This is a genomic window from Xanthomonas hyacinthi, assembly GCF_009769165.1.
GTDB lineage: Bacteria > Pseudomonadota > Gammaproteobacteria > Xanthomonadales > Xanthomonadaceae > Xanthomonas_A > Xanthomonas_A hyacinthi.
Window position 1 is genome coordinate 2,740,273 of record NZ_CP043476.1, and the last position, 16,289, is coordinate 2,756,561.

Sequence of the window (16,289 nt, forward strand, 5' to 3'; positions counted from 1 at the left end):
ATGAATCTCGATCTGTCGATGAGCTGGATGATCGCGTTGTACGTATTCATGCTGGCCGCGTTCACCGGCTACGAAGTGATCGGCAAGGTGCCGTCGATCCTGCACACGCCGCTGATGTCCGGTTCCAACTTCATCCACGGCATCGTCGTGGTCGGCGCGATGCACGCGCTGTTCAACGCCGACACCGTCGCCGGCCAGGCGATCGGCTTCGTCGGCGTGCTGCTCGGCGCCGGCAATGCCGTCGGCGGCTATGTGGTCACCGACCGCATGCTGGCGATGTTCAAGCCCAGCGCCAAATCCGCCTCCGCCTCCGCCACCCCGAAGGAATAGCGTCATGCTGCAGTTACTGGTGGAGCTCAGCGGGTTCGCCGCCGCCCTGTTGTTCATTCTCGGCCTCAAGCACATGTCCTCGCCGGTGACCGCGCTGCACGGCATCGTGCTGGCCGGCATCGGCATGCTGGTCGCGGTCGCCGCCGCGTTCGGCTATCTGGCCGACCTGCAGCCCAGCGCGCAGCCGCATGCGCTGACCAATCTCGCCCTGGCGCTGCTGGCGCTGGCGCTCGGCGGCGCCTGGGCCTGGCGCAGCGGGCGCACCGTGGCGGTGACCGCGATGCCGCAGATGGTCGCGCTGTACAACGGCATGGGCGGCGGCGCCGCGGCCGCGGTGGCGGCGGTCGCGCTGACCTCGCGGCAGCCGCAGCACAGCGGCCTGCACCTGACGGTGACCGTGCTCGGCGCCTTGATCGGCGCGATCTCGCTGTCCGGTTCGGTGATCGCCTGGGCCAAGCTCGATGGGCGCATCAACACGGCGTGGAGGTTCAAGGGGCAGAGCGTGTTCAACGCCAGCGTGTTCCTTTGCGCGCTGGTACTCGGCGGCCTGGTGGTCGCGCAGATCGGCGGCGGCTGGGCGGCGCTGGCGTTCTTCGTCGCTGCGCTGGGCTTCGGCATCCTGATGACGCTGCCGATCGGCGGCGCCGACATGCCGGTGGTGATCTCGCTGTACAACGCATTCACCGGCCTGGCGGTGAGCCTGGAAGGCTTCGCGCTGCAGAACCCGGCGCTGATGATCGCCGGCATGGTGGTCGGCTCGGCCGGCACGCTGTTGACCATGTTGATGGCCAAGTCGATGAACCGGTCGCTGGCCAATGTGCTGTTCAGCAATTTCGGCGACGGCGCCGCGGTGGCGCAGGGCGACGTGCAGGGCCGCATGACCGCGGTGGAAGCCAGCGATGCGGCGGTGGCGATGCGCTATGCCTCCAGCGTCATCATCGTGCCTGGCTACGGCCTGGCGGTGGCGCAGGCGCAGGCGCGGCTGTACGAACTGGTCAAGCTGCTGCAGGCCGCCGACGTGGACGTCAAGTTCGCCATCCACCCGGTCGCCGGGCGCATGCCCGGGCACATGAACGTACTGCTCGCCGAAGCCGGCGTGCCCTACGACCTGATCTTCGACATGGACGACATCAACGACAGCTTCGCCAACACCGACGTGGCGCTGGTGATCGGCGCCAACGACGTGGTCAACCCGGCCGCGCGCAGCGACAAGGCCTCGCCGATCTATGGCATGCCGATCCTCAACGCCGACCAGGCGCACCAGGTCTACGTGATCAAGCGCGGCCAGGGCAAGGGCTACGCCGGCGTGGAGAACCTGCTGTTCTACGGCGACAACTGCGACATGGTCTACGGCGATGCCGCCGCGGTGCTCAACCGCATGGTGCAGGCGGTCAAGGATCTGGCCGCCTGACCGAACCGCTTCCCGCGCCGGCGCGGCCACGCACCGGCGCTTCCCGACTTTCCACGAGGACACGACCATGGCTTATGCGACCCGCAATCCCTACACCGGCGAACTGCTCGCCAGCTTCCCCGAGGCGACCGACGAGGCGGTGCTCGCCGCGATCGGCGCCGCCGATGCCGCCTTCCAGCAGTGGAAGAACGCCTCCTTCGCCGAGCGCGCCAAGGTCATGCACGCGGCGGCGCAGCTGTTGCGCGCCGATGTGCGCGGCTACGCCCAGTTGCTGACCCTGGAAATGGGCAAGCTGATCGGCGAGGCCGAGGCCGAGGTGACCTTGTCGGCGGACATCTTCGAGTACTACGCGGTCAACGCCGCGCGCCTGCTGACGCCTGAGCCGCTGTCGGTGGCCGATCCGGCCGAGGGCGAGGCGATGGTCGTGCACGAGCCGCTGGGCGTGCTGCTGGCGATCGAGCCGTGGAATTTCCCGTACTACCAGATCGCGCGGATCATCGCCCCGCAGCTGTCGGCCGGCAACACGGTGCTGCTCAAGCACGCCTCCAACGTGCCGCAGTGCGCGGCCAGGTTCGAGGCGCTGATGGCCGAAGCGGGCCTGCCCGCCGGCGGGTTCGCCAACCTCTACGCCACCCGCACGCAGGTGGAGACGATCCTCAACGATCCGCGCGTGCACGGCGTGGCGCTGACCGGTTCGGAAGGCGCTGGCGCGATCGTCGCCGCGCAGGCGGCCAAGGCGCTGAAGAAATCGACCATGGAACTGGGCGGCGCCGACGCCTTCGTGGTGCTGGCCGATGCCGAGCTGGACAAGACGGTGAAGTGGGCGGTGTTCGGCCGCCACTGGAACGGCGGCCAGGTGTGCGTGTCGTCCAAGCGCATGATCGTGGTGCAGGAGGTGTACGCGGAATTCCTGCGCCGCTACAGCGAGGGCGTGGCGGCGCTGAAGGCCGGCGATCCGATGGACGCGGCGACCACGCTGGCGCCGCTGTCCTCGCAGGGCGCGGCCGACGAGCTCAGGCGGCAGATCGCCGCGGCGGTCGCGCATGGCGCCACCGCCACCGAGGTCGGGCCGCCGGTGCCGACCCAGGGCGCGTTCGTGCAGCCGACCATCCTGACCGACGTCACCCCCGACAACCCGGCTTACCATCAGGAGTTCTTCGGCCCGGTGTCGATGCTGTTCAAGGCGCAGGACGAGGACGATGCGGTGCGCATCGCCAACGACTCGCCGTTCGGGCTTGGCGGCTCGGTGTTCACCGCCGATACCGCGCGCGGCGTGGCGGTGGCCAGGCGCGTCTCCACCGGCATGGTGTTCGTCAACCATCCGACCATGGTCAAGGCCGACCTGCCGTTCGGCGGCGTGCGCCGTTCCGGCTACGGCCGCGAGTTGATCGGGCTGGGCATCAAGGAGTTCGTCAACCACAAGCTGATCGACGTGGTGGAGATCGACGCGCCGTTCTGAGCCGCGCCGCCGCGCAGCACCCCGGGCCGTCGGTGGGCAACCACCGGCGGCCTTTGCGTTGCGCGCGTGGCGATGGCGCCGCCGCCTGGGGATCGCGCAGCCAGTCGCCACTGGCCTGGCCGGATGAATGCGGCAGGTTTCTTGACTTGCCGCAAAGTTCTTTTGTTTCATGGCGTTATTGGTGGAAATTCATCTGGACTCTGTTAACCTGCCGGCATGATTCGACGCTCGCTGATTTGCCTGATCACGCTTGGCCTGGCCGCATGCGCGACCCAGCCCAAGGCGCCGCCGCAGGCCAATGCGCTGCCGCAGTCCGCGCCGCGCCCGGCGCCGCCGGTGGAGGCGGCGCCCGAAGCGGTGTCCGCGCCGCCGGTCGATCTGACCCCGGTGCCGTTCGAGATCGCCCGCGCCAACTTCGTCCGCGACACCGCGGCCAGGTACGGCCTGGACCCGGCGCAGATCGAGGCGACGCTGGCGCAGGCGCAGTTCAAGGACGCGATCGTGGCGGCGATGTCGCGCCCGGCCGAGCGGGTCAAGCCGTGGAACGACTACCGGCCGATGTTCATCAGCCAGGCGCGGATCGACGGCGGCCGCGCGTTCCTGGCCACGCATCGCGAAGAACTCATGCGGGTGCAGGCGCGCACCGGCGTGCCGCCGGAGATCATCGTCGCGATCATCGGCGTGGAGACCAGCTACGGCAAGAACGCCGGCAGCTACCGCGTGCTCGACGCGCTGTACACGCTGGCATTCCGCTATCCGCGCAGCGGCGACCCGGCCAGGCTCGAGCGCGAAGTGCGCCGCGAGCTGTTCTTCCGCGACGAACTCGGCCAGCTGTTCGCGCTCGGCCGCGAGGAGAACCTGGACATCGCCAGCCTGATCGGCAGCTACGCCGGCGCGATGGGCCTGGGCCAGTTCATGCCGTCCAGCTACCGCCAGTTCGCGGTGGACGGCGATGGCGACGGCAGGCGCAACCTGTTCACCGACTACGACGACATGTTCTCCTCGATCGCCAACTACTTCGTCAAGAAGGGCGGCTGGGTGCGCGACGGCGTGGTCGCGGTGCCGGCCACGCTGCGTCCCGGCGCCGAGGAATTCAATCCGAGCGACTGGACCCCGAGCTACACGCTGGCCGACCTGGCCGCGCGCGGCTACCAGCCGGCCGCACCGGTCCCGGCCGGCGCCAGCGCCACCCCGATCGCGCTCGACGGCAGCGCCGGCAAGCAGTACTGGCTGGGCTTCCAGAACTACTACGCGATCACCCGTTACAACATTTCCAAGATGTACGCGATGGCCGTGTACCAACTGTCCCAGGCCATCGCCGGCAAGGAGTTACCCCCGGCATGAACCCGAACGCGCTGCTCCGGATCGTCCCCGTCGTCGCCCTGCTGGCGCTGGCCGCCTGCAGCAGCGCCCCGAAGAAGGCCGCCGGCGGCGGCGCAGCGCCGGGGGTCCGGGTGGAAGGCCGCGGCCCGGCGCATGTCGCCACCGGCTGCCCGTCCACCTCGCCGTACGCACCGGCCAAGGAAGACCCGTCCACGCGCGGCAACTACACCGCCGGCGGCCTGTACGCGCCGGGGGTCAGCGACAGCACCCCGGACTACGTGCCCAACGTGGCCTGCATCCCCGAGCCGCTGGTCACCAACGAGCCGCGCTCGGCGGTCGGCAACCGCTCGCCGTACATGGTGCTGGGCCGCGAATACACGATCATCGACGACCCGCACAGCTACGTCGAACGCGGCACCGCCTCGTACTACGGCAGCAAGTTCCACGGCCGCCTGACCTCCAACCGCGAGGTCTACGACATGTACGCGTTCACCGCCGCGCACAAGACCCTGCCGCTGCCCAGCTTCGCCCTGGTCACCAACCTGGACAACGGCGAATCGGTGGTGGTGCGGGTCAACGACCGCGGCCCGTTCCACGACGACCGGGTCATCGACCTGAGCTATGCGGCGGCGGTCAAGCTCGGCATCACCGGCAAGGGCACCGGCCGGGTCGAGGTGCGCGGGCTGACCCCGGCCGACAACGGCAACCTGCTCGCATCGCGACGGACCGGCAAGCAGGTCGCCACCGGCACCGCGCTGGCCAGTGCGGCAGCAGCGGGCAGTGCCGCGCAGTCCGCCGCGGCACGCCGCGCCACCGACATGGACAACCTGGTCAAGGCCTTGCCGGCCAAGCCGGCCACCGTCGTCGCCGCGGCCAGCGTGTCGGCGCGCAGCACCGCCACGGCCAGCGCCGCCGCGCCCAGTGCCGCCAGCGCGAGCGCGGCCGCCGCCGCCCTGCCGGAAGGCGAGCGCTGGCGCTACCGGGTGCTGGCCGATGCCGACACCGCGGCCAACGCCGACCATTTCGACGATTGGATGAAATCGCGCGGCGTGCGCGTGGCCACCGGCAAACCGACCAAGGCCGCTGTGACCGTCGCCGCCACCCCGGTACCGCCGCGACGCGTCACCGCTACCGCCGCGCCGGCGTCCACCGCTACGACCGTCGCGGCTGCTGCACCCGCGCCGGTCGCGCCGGTCGCGTCGGCCACCCGCGCCGCTGCCGACAGCGCCGCGGCGCGCGGTCCGCTCGGCATCCTGCTGCAGGTGGCCAGCTTCGCCAGCCGCGAGAACGCCAACCGCGCGTTGTTGCAGCTGGCCTCGGCCGGCATCGTCGGCGCCAGCGTCAGCGACATCGTGTCCGGCGGGCGCACCTTGTGGCGGCTGCGGGTCGCCGCCGAGGATCATGGCCGCGCCACCGAGCTGGCCAGCCGCATCGCCGGCCTCGGCTTCGGGCGTCCGCAGATCGTCAAGGACTGAGGGCGCCAGACCCAATCGCACGCGATCCTGCTGCCGGCGCCGCGTGCCGGAGCGGAGGCGGCCAGCGGCGCGTCGTTCTCAAGCACCGATGGCTTAACGCCGACTTCCGCCTGCGCCGCCATCGTGGCTGGGCAGGCGCCGGCTAGCCCTACAATGCCTCGTTTACCATCGGCCCTCGGGCCCGCCAGGAGTCGTTTTAGATGAAATTCCGCTTCGCCGTCGCCGCCGTGGCCACCTTCGCCGTCGGCCTGGTTTCCGCGCAGACCCCCGGCCCGGTGCCGGCATCGCCTGCCGCCGCTGCCGCCGCGCCTGCCGCCGTGGCGATCCCGCCGGCGCCCAAGCCGGCCGTGTCCAAGTCCTGGGTGCTGATGGACTACGCCACCGGCCAGGTGCTGGCCGGCGAAAACGAGCACGCGCAGGTGGCCCCGGCCAGCATCACCAAGGTGATGACCTCCTACGTGGTCGCCGCCGAGCTGAAGCTGGGCAAGATCAAGCGCGACGACCAGGTCATGCTCAGCGAACGCGCCTGGCGCGAGGGCGGCGCCGGCACCGACGGCAGCTACAGCGGCTTCCCGGTCAACCAGACCGCGCGCCTGGAAGACATGGAAAAGGGCATGGCGATCCAGTCCGGCAACGACGCGGCGATCGCGCTGGCCGAACATACCGCCGGCAGCGAGGAAGCCTTCGCCGCACTGATGAACAACTACGCGGCCAGGCTCGGCATGACCGGCTCGCACTTCGTCAACGCCCACGGCCTGTCCGCCGAAGGCCACCACACCACCGCCTACGACCTGGCGCTGCTGGGCCGGGCGATGGTGCGCGACTATCCGGAAACCTACGCCTACAACAAGATCAAGCAATTTCGGGTCGGCGACATCACCCAGCAGAACCGCAACCTGCTGCTGTGGCGCGACCCCAGCGTGGACGGCATCAAGACCGGCCACACCTCCGAGGCCGGCTACTGCCTGCTCAGCTCCGCGCAGCGCGGCGACCAGCGCCTGATCGCGGTGGTGATGGGCGACAGCTCCGAGAAGCAGCGCGCCGAGGACAGCCTGGCCCTGTTGAACTGGGGCTTCCGTTTCTTCGAGACCCATCGCCTGTACGAGCCGGGCAAGCAGGTCGCGCAGCAGCGCGTGTGGAAGGGCACCGAGAAGGACGTGCTGCTGGGCGTGGCGCAGCCGCTGCTGGTCGGCGTGCCGCGCGGCCGCTACAACGAACTGAAACCGTCGATCGACGTGCCCAAGACCCTGGAAGCGCCGATCAAGCAGGGCCAGGCGATCGGCACGGTGAAGGTCTCGCTGGACGGCAAGGTGATCGCGCAGGCGCCGCTGGTGGCACTGAAGGCGGTCGACGAGGCCGGCTTCTTCAAGCGCCTGTGGGACAGCTTCTGGATGTGGTGGGAAGCGGAGTGATCTTAGAGAAGCCGGCGTACGCCGGCTTTTTTTGGGATTCGGGATTCGCGATTCGCGTTTGGACTTTGGGTGTGCGGTTTTCCAATCCTCAATCCCGTCTTCATCAACAAAGCCACCCGCTGCCGGCGCCTGAGGTCGAGGCTCGGTGCCGCGTCAGACTGATTCGGGCGACGCGTCTGCAATGCCGTGCCGCTGCTGGACATGGTGCGTGCGGCCGGGTCGTGACGGAGTGGCATGGCTGCTGCCGAGGGTCTGCGCAGCCTGCGGACAAGTTCTAGGCTAGGGCCATGTACGGCGAACCCGTACCTGCGCCTTTCCCGTTCATGAGGATGGAACGTGCCTGAGCTGCTGCGCGCTTTATTGCTGTCATTGCTGCTGCTGACCTGCGCCGGCTGCGATGGATTGTCGCTGGCTTCCCCCGCACAGCAGTCCGCGTACGGCTTATCCGGATTCTTCCCGGATCCCAAGGCGCAGGCGCTGGCGCTGGCGGCCGAGCATGGCGATGTCAAGCAAGTGCGGCGGCTGATGAAGGAGGAACACGTCAACCCCGACGCGCTCTTCTCCACGGACGGCTACCCGCTACTGATGTGGCCGATCATGACCCACACCCCGAGGGGTTGCGGGCGATGCTGGAGAACGGGGCCGACCCGAATGCACGCAAGCTGCATCCATCGCAGAACACAACCCGTTTCAAGGGGCGCTACGAGGACAATGCGATGGTCTGGGCGGCCAAGCAGGAAGATCCCATCTACCTGAAGCTGCTGCTGGATCATGGCGGCGATCCGAATGCGCGCAACTCCAATGGCGAGACGCTTCTTCTCCAGGCATTCCTGACGCAAAACCAATGGCAGAACGTGAAGCTGCTGGTGGAGCGAGGCGCGGATGTGAATGGAAAAACGAGGAATCAGCCAATAGTTTTTGAATATGCGGCTCGCGGTGGTTTCGAGCAGGTCTATTGGCTTTTCCAGCATGGTGCGGAATTTTCCAATGAATATGTCATTTCGGCGGTGTTCTGGCATCCTGGCAATCCAAATGATCCGACGTGGCAGCGCAAGTGCCAGCAGTGGCTGCTGGAGCGTGGCTACAAGCGTCCTCCGTTGCTAGAGAACTACCGCAGCATGCGTAAAGTCCTAGGCTTTCCTTACGAAGAAAAAGACATCCCGTTGCTTTGACCAACCACTGAGAGAAGGAGTTTTCAGATGCCCAATCTTGCCGAATACCAGCAGCAGCGAGCCTTGCTCGAACAGTTGCGTACCAGCAACGATCCGCAGGCGCAGCAGCAGGCCACGCAACTCCAGCAGCTTTATCACGACCGCGAGATGGCGGGCATTGCCGATGACGTGTACGACGCGGCCAAGGGCGAGGGTAGGCCGGATGCGGGTTGGATCCGTGCTAGCGAACACTTGGACAAGCTGCGCGAGTGCGCGCCGCAGCTGGATTTGACGGATGAACAGATAAAGGACTTGCTTAAGCCCGACAAGTCCGGCTTCCGTGCCGAGATCTACCTACCCGTTCCGACTGTGCTGGGGCCATGCTGCGCTTGCGCAGGCTGGCGCGGCGGTGGATGGCGCGTTCGATGGCGCAGGGCGGCAGACCCGGCAGGTCGCCGCACAGGTCCCGGCGTCGGCGGCGGCGGTCAATGCGACGGTCTTCGCCGGCACCGCCGCCAATGTGCAGTACAACCCGCTGTTCGCGACCGCCAACGTGGTGAACATCGCCGCGTCCGGCACGTTGTTGCGCCAGGTCGCGTCCAGCACCAAGGAAGCCACCGAGCGCCACTTGATGACGGAAACGGTGGTGCCGAGCCTGGATGCGCGGATCCAGGACATCGGGCACAAGGCGCGCCAGCATGTGGCGCCGGAGCGCAGCGGTCCGCAGGCGTCGGGTCTGCCTGGAGTCTCCGGGCGTGGAACCGAGGTGCAGGCCGAACGCGAGCGGGCGCTGTCACCCGCAACGGCGCCGGAACCTGGACCGCAGCGCGCAGCCCCGGCAGTCTCGTCGCTGCCGGCGGACCTGCGCGACCCGGCCCATCCCGGCCACGCCGAGTTCAAGCACAGCTTGCGCGAAGTGCACTGCATGGAAGCCGGGCAGGGCATCGCCTCCGGCCCGCACAGCGAGAAGGTGGCCGCCGCGCTGCTGGTGGCGGCCGAGCGCGACGGCCAGCGCATCACCAACGTGGCGATGGGGCCGGATGGCCAGGTGCAAGGACGGCAGCGCTTCAGTGCCTTCGATGCGCCGAAAACGGTGCAGATCGATCCACGCCGGGCGCAATCGGTGGCGATGCACGATTACGCCAGCCAGTGGGCGCAGCTGCGTTCGCCGCATCTGCTCAGCCAGGCGCCGCCGGCCGAGCGCACGGCCGCGCAGGCACAGGGCATCGCCGCGCTGTCGGCGGCCGATCAGGCGATGTTCGCGCGCATCCGCCAGGACGTGCCGGTGCATATCGGCGATGACCACGTCGCGCAGGCAATGCTCGCTGCCAAGCAGGCGGGCATCGCCGATGCGGACAAGATCGACCGCGTGCTCATGGCCGGGGACGCCATGTGGGTAGCTGGGACGACGCCCGGCTTCCGTACTTCGACAGACGTGGCGCAGCCGGCCGCGCCGATGCAGGACACGGTGCAGCAGACGCAGGCGCTCAATCAGCAGCGCGCGCAGCAGCTGGCGCTGGAGGCGCAGCAGCGGCAGCAGGAAGGTCCCGGCGGCAGGGGTGCGCCGGTCATGGGTTGAGCCGTGCCTGGATCACAAGAGGCCTTGGATCACAAGAGGCCGCGCCGAATCCGCAGGCCGCCTCCGCCTTTCCGGTGCTGTGTCACAGCCGCCGGCTGATCGTGAAGCTGCCGAACACCGGGGTCTGCTTCTGCAGGTCGAATTCTCGGGTACTCCAGTAGCGCGCCAGCGCGAACTTCCACTTGCCGCGCATCACCGCCAAGCCGAAACCGGCCTCGCCGACGAAGGGGCGCTTCTTGACGCTGTGGCTGTCGCGGAAGGTGTTGCCGTCCAGGGTGATGTCGCGCAGCACCCAGCGCGCGTCGCTGGTCAGGAACAGATGCGCCGACCAGCCGCGGCCCAGGCCGTAGCGCGGCGGGGCGGTGTTCTCGCCGGCCGGGCGCAGCGGCGAGCTGCCGAAATCGTCCGGCAGCTTCCAGCCGAAGCGCAGCTCGGCGCCGGTGTTGGCGTAGGTGTCCAGGGTGCCGAGCGCGCCGCCCCAGTGGCTGATCGCGTCCCAGCCCCAGCCGTCGGCGTTGACCGCCGCGTCGCCCGGCCAGCGGCGCATGCGCTCGTGCAGCAGGCGGAACACCGGTTCGTCGTGCAACTGGTTGTCCCAGCCCAGGAACTTGTCGTCGCCGAGCAGATCGTGCACCGCGTCCTGCACCTGCTTGCCCTGCGCCGACGGGCCGACCATGCCCAGGGTCAGCTGGGTGGTGCGCAGGCGGTCGTGGTTGCGCGCGTTGTAGCCGAAGTTCACCGCCAGGATGCCGGCATAGGGACGGTCGTCCTTGATCAGGTCGCGGCGGGTCTTGTCGGTCGGGGTGAAGATGGCCTGGCCGAAACTGAAGACCATGTTCTGCTGCTCGAACTCGCCTGGATGCAGGCGTTCCAGATAGCGGTTGACCGCCCGCGCCAGCCGCGGCAGGCAGGGGTCGTCGGTGTAGTCGACCAGGTTCGGCGACACCAGGGTCACGCCGAAGCCGTTGGTATAGCCCTGGTCCTGGCCGGCGCCGCCGAACAGGTCGTTGTCGACCCGGAAGTTCACCGTGGGCGGCGTGTCCTGCAGTGCGCTGCCGGCGCACCGATCGGCGGCGGCGGCGGGCAGCGAAGCGAGGGCGAGCAGGACGGCGAAGGCGAGAGGCAGGCGCGATGACGGCATGGGCGACGTCCCTGTGCGGGTGAAGGGGCAAGGATAAGGCGACGCTAGCGTGCCGGCTGCGCGCTTGCCGTGAAACCGGTGGCGGAAGATGCCGAAGCTCAGCAGAGTGATGTGGCGGCCCAGCATAGTAGGATGTGGCGGCCGCCGCAGGAAAGGCACATGGTCGTACTGGTTCGTCCCACTGGTACCGCTTGCCAACGCGGCGCGGATGCGGGCGCCGCCGCGGGTCCCGGGTAGCGCCCGTGCCGGCAACCGCGCCGGTGCCCGCCGCGGCCTTGGGTTTGCCCGGCGCCGGCCCGATAATGCAGCCATGGATATCACCGCGGACAACCCCGAACACGGCTTCCAGTTCCCCGGCGTCTTCGAACTCAGCGCGATGGGCACCGCCAACACCGGGCTGGAGACCGAACTGCCGCGCCTGCTCGCCCAGGCCGGCGTGGACGTGCTGGAAGAGCGCATCAGCTGGAAGCATTCGTCCAACGGCAAATACGTGTCGGTGCGGATCGCCTTCCGTGCCGCCGACCGCGCCCAGTACGACGCCGCGCACCTGGCGCTGCGCGAGCATCCGGAAGTGAAGTGGACGCTGTAGCCGGCACCACCGTTCTGGCGCCGGCGCTGCCGCCGTGCCGGGTCCGCGATCTCGGCCGCCAGCCCTACGCGCCGGTGTGGCGGGCGATGCAGCGCTTCACCGATGCGCGCGAGGAAACCAGCGCCGACGAGCTGTGGGTGGTCGAGCACGAGCCGGTGTTCACCCTCGGCCAGGCCGGCAAGCCCGAGCACGTGCTGGCACCGGGCGACATCCCGGTGCTGCACGTGGACCGCGGCGGCCAGGTCACCTACCACGGCCCCGGCCAGCTGGTGGTGTACCCGCTGCTGGACCTGCGCCGGCTCAGGATCGGCGTGCGCGACTACGTGTGCCGGATCGAGCAGGCCATCATCGACACGCTGGACGAATGGAACATCCTCGGCCAGCGCCGCGACGGCGCGCCCGGGGTCTACGTCGGTGCGGCCAAGGTCGCCGCGCTCGGCATCCGCGTGCGCCGCGGCTGCACCTTCCACGGCCTGTCGTTCAACGTGGCGATGGATCTGGAGCCGTTCCACCGCATCAACCCCTGCGGCTACCAGGGCCTGCAGGTGACCTCGGTGCTAGACTTGGGCGGTCCCTCCGGCATGCAGGCCGTCACACCGGTGCTGCTGGCCCAACTGGCGCGCCAGTTCGGGCTGACCCTGCAGCCGCTCGACGCCTTGCCCGACCTCACGCTCACGCACGCGGCCTGACCGCCTGCCCGCCGACGACGCCATGACCCAGCCCAGCGCACGCAGCATCCCCTTGCAGGTCCTTTCCGACGACAGCGCGCCCGTGCCGCTGCAGGCCGGCGTCAAGCAGCTGGGCGGGGACAAGATCAACCGCTCGCCGGTGCAGTTCGCCGACGCGCCGGTGCTACGCAAGCCGTCGTGGATCCGGGTGCGGATCCCGTCCGGCAACGCGGTGCAGACCCTCAAGGCCAAGCTGCGCGAGAACCGCCTGGTCACGGTCTGCGAGGAAGCCAGTTGCCCGAACATCCACGAGTGCTTCAGCCACGGCACCGCCACCTTCATGATCCTCGGCGAGGTCTGCACCCGCCGCTGCTCGTTCTGCGACGTCGCCCACGGCCGGCCCAAGCCGCCGGATGCCGGCGAGCCGGCCAGCCTGGCGCAGACCGTGGCCGACATGGGCCTGCGCTACGTGGTGGTGACCAGCGTCGACCGCGACGACCTGCGCGACGGCGGTGCCCAGCACTTCGCCGACTGCATCGGCGCGATCCGCGCCGCCGCGCCGGCCACCCGCATCGAGATCCTGACCCCGGACTTCCGCGGCAAGGGCCGCATGGACCGCGCGCTGGAGATCCTGGCGACCAATCCGCCGGACGTGTTCAACCACAACATCGAGACGGTGCCGGAGCTGTACCCGAACGTGCGTCCCGGCGCCGACTACCAGTGGTCGCTGACCCTGCTGCAGAAGTTCAAGGCGCAGCACCCGTCCATCGCCACCAAGTCCGGGATCATGCTCGGCCTGGGCGAGACCCTGGAGCAGGTGCAGGCCACGCTGCGCGACCTGCGCGCGCACGCCGTGGACATGGTCACCATCGGCCAGTACCTGCAACCCACCGCGCACCACCACCCGGTGATGCGCTACTGGACGCCGGAGGAATACAAGGCGCTGGAGGAGTACGGCAAGGCGCTGGGCTTCAGCCACGTCGCCTCCGGGCCGATGGTGCGTTCGTCCTACCACGCCGACCGCCAGGCCGCCGGCGCCGGCGTCGCTGCCTGAGCGGGCGCAGCGGCATCGATTCCGCGTTCGAGCGCAGCGTCCGGCGCCTGCCGGAGGCCTGCCGCGTGCCCGCCGCGGCGGCCTCTGCGCCCGCCCGCAGCGCCTGCATCGGCGCCATTCACATTTCGCTACCGGGCCGCGGCTAGTCTGGTTCAGGAACAGGCGACAGTGCCTGCAACTTGCGGCACTGTCGTGTTGTCTCACACGTTCTGCAGCCCCCTGACGGCCTGGTGCCGAGAGTCCCTAGATGAAATTCAAAGCTTCCGTCTTCCTGCTGGCGTTCGCGCTGACCGCGCCGCTGGCGCTGTTCGCGCGCACCGACGCGCCTGCGCTGCCGGCGGCCTCGACTGCCGACCAGTCCACCACCGCCAAGCTGGTGTACGGGCTGCTGTCCGACAGCCGCTACGCCTACCGGCCGCGCGCGCTGGACGAGGCGACGTCGAAGGAAGTCTTCAAGAAGTACCTGGAGACGCTGGACGGCAGCAAGCAGTTCTTCACCCAGGCCGATGTCGACAGGTTCGCCCCATTCCAGGCCAACCTCGGCGCCAATATCGCCTCCGGCCAGCTGGAGCCGGCGTTCCAGGTGTTCGCCGTGTACCGGCAGCGCGTGGACGAGCGCATCGGCTACGCGCGCAAGCTGCTGAAGCAGGATTTCAGCTTCGAGGGTAACGAGAAGTTCGAGTACGACCGCAAGGACGTGCCGTGGCCCAAGGACAATCAGGAGCTGGACGAGCTGTGGCGCAAGTCGGTGATGAACGACTGGCTGCGGCTCAAGCTGGCCGGCAAGAAGCCCGAGGACATCCGCAAGACCCTGGACAAGCGCTATGCCAGCCTCGCCGATTCGGTGAAGGAACTGAAGAGCGAGGACGTGTTCCAGTTCTTCATGAACGCCTACACCAACACCGTCGATCCGCATACCGACTACTTCACCCCGCGCACCGCCGAGAACTTCAACCAGCAGATGTCGCTGTCGCTGGAAGGCATCGGCGCGCAGCTGCAGAAGCAGGACGACATGGTGGTGATCCGCGAGGTCATCCCGGGCGGCCCGGCCGCGGTGGACGGCACGCTGAAGCCGGGCGACCGCATTGTCGGTGTCGGCCAGGGCAAGTCCGGCCAGGTCGAGGACGTGATCGGCTGGCGCATCGACGACGTGGTGGCCAAGATCCGCGGCGACAAGGACACCCAGGTGCGCCTGGAGTACATCCCGGCCGAGGCCGGCGTGGACGGCAAGCACCGCCAGTTGCTGCTGACCCGGCAGAAGGTGCGCCTGGCCGAGCAGGCCGCCAAGGGCGAGGCCATCAGCCTGCCGGCGAAGGACGGCGAGCCGGCGCGGCGCGTCGGCGTGATCAAGCTGCCGGCCTTCTACCAGGACTTCGAGGGCCGCCGCCGCAACGCCAGCGACTACGCCTCGGCGACCCGCGACGTGGCCAAGCTGCTGGCCGGCTTCAAGACCGACAAGGTCGACGGCGTGGTGCTGGACCTGCGCAACAACGGCGGCGGCTCGCTGGACGAGGCGATCGAACTGACCGGCCTGTTCATCGAGCAGGGTCCGGTGGTGCAGGTGCGCGAATCCGGCGGCCGCGTCACCGTCAACAGCGACGACAACCCGGCCGTGGCCTGGGACGGCCCGCTGGCGGTGCTGATCAACCGCGGCTCGGCTTCGGCCTCGGAGATCTTCGCCGGCGCCATCCAGGACTACGGCCGCGGCCTGATCATCGGCGAGACCAGTTTCGGCAAGGGCACGGTGCAGAACATCGTCGACCTGGACCGCTGGCCGGCCAACGAGACCGACCGCTTCGGCCAGGTCAAGCTGACCATCGCCCAGTTCTTCCGGGTCAGCGGCAGCAGCACCCAGCACAAGGGCGTGGTGCCGGACATCGCGTTCCCGGCCAGCGTCGATGCCACCGAGTTCGGCGAAAGCACTTACCCCAACGCGTTGCCGTGGACCCGCATCGCCGCGGTGCCGCACACCCAGTACGGCAACTTCGCGCCGCTGCTGCCGAAGCTGGAGACGCTGCATGCCAGCCGCATCGCCAGCGACAAGGAATTCCAGTGGTGGGAAGAGGACGTGCAGCAGTTCCGCACCGAGGCGGCGAAGAAGTACGTGGTGCTCAACGAGGCCGAGCGCCGCGCCGAGCGCGAGAAGCAGGACGTGCAGCGCAAGCAGCGCCAGGAGACGCGCAAGCAGCTCGGCCTGCCGCTGGACCCGCTCGCCGACGACAGCAGCGACGACGGCCTGACCGGCAACGAGCGCGACATCGTCAAGGACGCCGCGCGCGAGAAGCTGGTCGACAAGCGCCCGGACCCGCTGCTGCGCGAGTCGGCGGCGATCCTGGCCGACGCGTTGAACCTGCTGGAGAAGGACCGCCCGCTGTCGGTGCAGGTGCTGCCGCAGTCCACCGGCCCGGGGCGCTGGGCCGACTGAGCGCACGCTCCACCGCCGCGCGAAAACCGAACGCGCCATCGTCCAGCGGTGGCGCGTTTTTCGTTGGGCGTTCGCCTGGCTGCGCGCCATCGCATGCGCTCATCGCTGCCGGTAGCGGCTGCCACGCATCCGCTGGCGCGCGCGCCGCAGCTGCGCCTGGCGCAACTCTGGCAGACGGAATTGCCCGGCCTGGCCGGTGGCGAGAGATCGCGCCGATGCTGGCATGCGGATGCGACCGGCCGCCAGTCGCCGGCCGCATCGCCAATGCGCTG

General features: G+C 68.9%; 13 protein-coding genes and 1 pseudogene. 12 read left to right on the forward strand and 2 right to left on the reverse strand.

What is annotated here, in order from left to right; genetic code table 11:
* The 7 genes and pseudogenes from FZ025_RS12100 (at position 1) to FZ025_RS12130 (ending at position 8,582) form a co-directional block, all read left to right on the forward strand.
* Positions 1 to 330, forward strand: coding sequence for an NAD(P) transhydrogenase subunit alpha part 2 (locus FZ025_RS12100; RefSeq protein ID WP_046979568.1), 330 nt, complete (start codon positions 1 to 3; stop codon positions 328 to 330).
* 4 nt (positions 331 to 334) lie between these two features.
* Positions 335 to 1,741: an NAD(P)(+) transhydrogenase (Re/Si-specific) subunit beta gene (locus FZ025_RS12105; protein ID WP_046979567.1), complete on the forward strand. Its 1,407-nt coding sequence runs from the start codon at positions 335 to 337 to the stop codon at positions 1,739 to 1,741.
* A 67-nt stretch (positions 1,742 to 1,808) separates the two neighbouring features.
* The gene (locus FZ025_RS12110) at positions 1,809 to 3,200 is read left to right on the forward strand and encodes an NAD-dependent succinate-semialdehyde dehydrogenase (RefSeq protein ID WP_104558521.1); all 1,392 of its coding nucleotides are present in this window, start codon (positions 1,809 to 1,811) and stop codon (positions 3,198 to 3,200) included.
* 216 nt (positions 3,201 to 3,416) lie between these two features.
* Positions 3,417 to 4,544, forward strand: a complete 1,128-nt coding sequence (gene mltB, locus FZ025_RS12115) for a lytic murein transglycosylase B (protein ID WP_046979565.1) — start codon at positions 3,417 to 3,419, stop codon at positions 4,542 to 4,544.
* Entirely contained in the window at positions 4,541 to 5,998 is a 1,458-nt protein-coding gene (locus FZ025_RS12120) for a septal ring lytic transglycosylase RlpA family protein (protein ID WP_046979564.1), read from the forward strand. Before mltB ends, FZ025_RS12120 begins: the two co-directional genes overlap by 4 nt.
* A 200-nt stretch (positions 5,999 to 6,198) precedes the next feature.
* The gene (locus FZ025_RS12125; RefSeq protein ID WP_046979563.1) at positions 6,199 to 7,410 is read left to right on the forward strand and encodes a D-alanyl-D-alanine carboxypeptidase family protein; all 1,212 of its coding nucleotides are present in this window, start codon (positions 6,199 to 6,201) and stop codon (positions 7,408 to 7,410) included.
* Positions 7,411 to 7,746: 336 nt separating this feature from the next.
* Positions 7,747 to 8,582 (forward strand): annotated as a pseudogene (locus tag FZ025_RS12130) (ankyrin repeat domain-containing protein).
* Here the strand turns inward: FZ025_RS12130 and FZ025_RS12135 are convergent.
* Entirely contained in the window at positions 8,541 to 8,813 is a 273-nt protein-coding gene (locus FZ025_RS12135) for a hypothetical protein (RefSeq protein WP_046981552.1), read from the reverse strand. The pseudogene FZ025_RS12130 and the gene FZ025_RS12135 sit on opposite strands and share 42 nt — an antisense overlap.
* Positions 8,814 to 8,901: 88 nt before the next feature.
* On the opposite strand from FZ025_RS12135, the gene FZ025_RS22425 reads away from it, so the two are divergent.
* Positions 8,902 to 10,140, forward strand: a complete 1,239-nt coding sequence (locus FZ025_RS22425) for an XVIPCD domain-containing protein (RefSeq protein ID WP_244292371.1) — start codon at positions 8,902 to 8,904, stop codon at positions 10,138 to 10,140.
* An 82-nt stretch (positions 10,141 to 10,222) separates the two neighbouring features.
* Here FZ025_RS22425 and FZ025_RS12145 read toward each other — a convergent pair whose 3' ends face one another.
* The gene (locus FZ025_RS12145) at positions 10,223 to 11,281 is read right to left on the reverse strand and encodes a lipid A deacylase LpxR family protein (protein ID WP_046978890.1); all 1,059 of its coding nucleotides are present in this window, start codon (positions 11,279 to 11,281) and stop codon (positions 10,223 to 10,225) included.
* Positions 11,282 to 11,591: 310 nt separating this feature from the next.
* On the opposite strand from FZ025_RS12145, the gene FZ025_RS12150 reads away from it, so the two are divergent.
* The 4 genes from FZ025_RS12150 (at position 11,592) to FZ025_RS12165 (ending at position 16,017) form a co-directional block, all read left to right on the forward strand.
* Entirely contained in the window at positions 11,592 to 11,870 is a 279-nt protein-coding gene (locus FZ025_RS12150) for a DUF493 family protein (protein WP_046978889.1), read from the forward strand.
* Positions 11,858 to 12,559 (forward strand): lipoyl(octanoyl) transferase LipB, encoded by a 702-nt coding sequence (gene lipB / locus FZ025_RS12155; protein ID WP_046978888.1) that lies wholly within the window; start codon positions 11,858 to 11,860, stop codon positions 12,557 to 12,559. The genes FZ025_RS12150 and lipB overlap by 13 nt, the downstream gene beginning before the upstream one ends.
* A gap of 22 nt (positions 12,560 to 12,581) precedes the next feature.
* Positions 12,582 to 13,592, forward strand: a complete 1,011-nt coding sequence (lipA, locus tag FZ025_RS12160; RefSeq protein ID WP_046978887.1) for a lipoyl synthase — start codon at positions 12,582 to 12,584, stop codon at positions 13,590 to 13,592.
* 247 nt (positions 13,593 to 13,839) lie between these two features.
* Positions 13,840 to 16,017: a carboxy terminal-processing peptidase gene (locus FZ025_RS12165; RefSeq protein ID WP_046978886.1), complete on the forward strand. Its 2,178-nt coding sequence runs from the start codon at positions 13,840 to 13,842 to the stop codon at positions 16,015 to 16,017.
* Positions 16,018 to 16,289 lie beyond the last annotated feature (272 nt).